Origin of the sequence: Candidatus Synechococcus spongiarum SH4 (genome assembly GCF_000586015.1) — a bacterium.
GTDB classification, from domain to species: Bacteria; Cyanobacteriota; Cyanobacteriia; order PCC-6307; family Cyanobiaceae; genus Synechococcus_B; species Synechococcus_B spongiarum_F.
In genome coordinates this window covers 1-2,808 of the sequence record NZ_JENA01000216.1, presented here as the reverse complement: position 1 = coordinate 2,808, position 2,808 = coordinate 1, and the positions used below count along the sequence as shown (strand labels likewise).

Annotated in this window: 4 protein-coding genes; all 4 read right to left on the bottom strand. The window is 65.3% G+C overall.

Annotation, left to right across the window (positions count from 1 at the left end; genetic code table 11):
• On the bottom strand, positions 1-214 hold a 214-nt coding region (locus BG35_RS13200; protein WP_161632585.1), incomplete at its 3' end, for a hypothetical protein.
• Positions 211-1,488, bottom strand: a complete 1,278-nt coding sequence (gene lpxB / locus BG35_RS0108660) for a lipid-A-disaccharide synthase (RefSeq protein ID WP_308417029.1) — start codon at positions 1,486-1,488, stop codon at positions 211-213. The genes BG35_RS13200 and lpxB, both read right to left, overlap by 4 nt.
• A complete protein-coding gene (lpxA, locus tag BG35_RS0108655; protein WP_025782508.1) occupies positions 1,445-2,269 on the bottom strand; it encodes an acyl-ACP--UDP-N-acetylglucosamine O-acyltransferase in 825 nt (274 codons plus the stop codon). Before lpxA ends, lpxB begins: the two co-directional genes overlap by 44 nt.
• 1 nt (position 2,270) lies before the next feature.
• Complete coding sequence (gene fabZ, locus BG35_RS0108650) at positions 2,271-2,765, bottom strand: 3-hydroxyacyl-ACP dehydratase FabZ (protein WP_080688116.1); 495 nt, start codon at positions 2,763-2,765, stop codon at positions 2,271-2,273.
• Between the last annotated feature and the right edge of the window lie 43 nt (positions 2,766-2,808).

The window sequence follows — 2,808 nt, the reverse complement described above, 5'->3', positions numbered from 1 at the left end:
GACCGCCGCCTCCACCCCCTCCAGCTTCTCCAGGTCGTGTTCCAGACACCAGAAGCATACCCCCCGCCAACACGATTGTTTCCGTGCCCTTGGGGGTTGCTCCGGGGGGGGTGTTGTCCTCCGTCAAGGGGGTGGCCGGGTTGGCGCCAGCCGGCAGGAGCAATAGGAGGAGACTGGCGCCAAGCAGCCAGGAGAGGGAACGGTGCATGGTCATGGGGCGGAGGAAGACGGTGTTGATGTGGGGCCTTGGTTCAGGGGGAGGGCATCCAGAATGGTTTGTGCCGCCCGGCGGGCGGCGCCCGGCGCCCCCAGTTTGCTGCGCAGGCGGCCGTAGCCCGCCAACACCTGCTGGCGGGCCGTGTCACTGGTGAGCAGGGCCTCGCCATGGTGGGCAATGGCGGCGGGGGTCAACCCACTCTGGAGCAGCTCGGGGACAAGGGGCTCGTCCAGCACCAGGTTGACGGGAGAAATGAAAGGGACCTGAAACTTCAACACATGGTTGGCCACCCAGGCCGTGGGGCGGCTGAGACGATACCCCACCACCTGGGGCACGCCATGGAGGGCCAATTCCAGATTCACGGTTCCGGACTTGGTCAGGGCAAGGTCGGCGGCGGCAAAGAGTTCAGCCTTGCGCTGGCGGGTCTCCCGGGCATCCAGCACCGTGGCCATGAGCCCCAGGTTCCGCACCTGCCGGCGAATGGCGGGGACAAACGCCTGCCGCCCGGCCGGGATGATCACCTGTAGCGTCGGGTGGCGGCGCTGAAGTCTGGCCGCCCCTTCCAGCAGGGGTGGCAGCAGATAGCGCATTTCCTGGCTTCGTGAAGCAGGCAGCAGCAGGAGAAGTTTGCTGTCCTCCCCGAGACGGAGGCGGGTCCGGGCTGCCGCCCGCCGGGGCACCTGGCCGACCATGTCCATCAGGGGATGGCCCACCCAATGCACGGCCGCCCCGCGGGCCTTGTAAAATCTGGCCTCCTCGGGGAAGACCGCCAGGATCTGACTGCTGAACCCAATCAGTCGGGTGGCGCCCCCCTCCCCCAGCCGGAAGGCCCATTCCTGGGGGGCGATGTAGTAGCTGATGGGGAGGCTCGGATTCATCCGTCGCAGCTTGCGACCCAGATTGACGTTGGGTCCCATGTAGTCGATCAGCACCACGCCGTCCAGGCGCACCGTCCTGATCCAGGCGTTGACCCGGGCTTGCAGCCGCAGGGTTGGCGCCACGAACGGCAAAGCTTCCCACAGGCCAATGGCGCTCAGGGACGTGGTGTTGGCCAGCAGGTGGGCGCCAGCCTGTTCCATCATCGTCCCTCCGATGGCATGGATGCAGAGGGACAGGTTGCGGGCGGCAGCTTCTGCCCGCAAGGCCTTGATCAGCCAGCTTCCTTGCAGGTCGCCCGAGATCTCGCCTGTGCTGATCAGCAACCGCAGGGGCGGCGCGGAAAGGGGATCAGCCACGGGTGGCGGGGAGAGGGCCACGACGTCCGGGGGCAAGGGAATCCTCCATGAAGCGAGAAAAGGTGGCGGCAGGACCATGGCGCCACCTGTTGCGCACCTGCTCCAGGGCTTGGGCCATGGTCATCTCGCTGCGATAGAAAAGCTTCCATACATTCTGGAGTTCTTGCAGGGAGGCGGCGCCATGGATGCTGTCAAGGCCACTGCGTTGCAGGCCCACCCTGTTGAGCCCCCGCACCCGGGCCGGGTGACCCTCCACCATGCAATAGGGGGGGATATCCCTGTCCACCCGGCTCATGCCCCCCACCATGGCCAGGGAGCCAATCTGCACAAACTGGTGAATCCCCAGGGCGCCGCCGATCACGGCGCTGTCGTGGATGGTCACGTGACCAGCCACCTGCACCGCATTGGACATGACAATCCGATCACCCAGAGTGCAGTTGTGGGCAATGTGACAGTAGGCCATCACCAGGTTGCCGTCACCCACCTGCGTGATCTGACTGCCCTCCGTGGCGCGGTTCACCGTGACGTATTCCCGGAAGGTGTTGCCGTTGCCGATGCGCACCTCCGTATCCGAGCCCTGGTATTTGAGATCCTGGGGAGCCAGCCCCAGACAGGCGCCAGGGAACACCCGGTTGTCCCGGCCCATGGTGAGGCGACCCTCAAGAACCGCATGGGGGCCAATCCGGCAGTTGGGGCCGATGGTCACCTTGGCGCCAATGACCACGTACGGACCAACCACGACCCCTGGCGCCAGGGAGGCTTCCGGGTCCACAACGGCGGTGGGATGGATTTGTGGTTCGAGCAGGTCCGTCTGCATCTCAATCCAGAAGGGAAAACATCAGTTCGCCGTCGCAAACCGGTTCCCCGTCCACAGTTACCCTGCCCCGCACCTTACTGAAGCGCTGGCGCCGGATGCCGATGAGCTCGCAACTGATGTGAAGCTGGTCCCCAGGCGCCACCGGCCGGCGGAAGCGCACCCTGTCAATGCCGGCAAAGACGAACAGTCCCTCGGGGAGGTTGGGCATCTGCATCACGATCAGCCCCCCCACCTGGGCCATGGCTTCCACAATCAGCACACCAGGCATCAGAGGGCGTCCGGGGAAGTGCCCTTGAAACTGGGGTTCGTTGATGCTGACGTTCTTGATGGCGACGGCCCGCTTCCCTGGCACCTGTTCCACCACCCGGTCCACCAGGGCAAAGGGATAGCGGTGGGGAAGGAGGTTGAGGATCTGTTCACTGCGCAACTCCTGGCTCAGGGTGGTGGCCAGGGTTGCTTCGGTCGTGGCTTCGGGCGGGGTGGCGGACGTGGTCATCAGTTGGTAGTGGTGGGTGCGGAACAGGACATGGCCAGCCTTG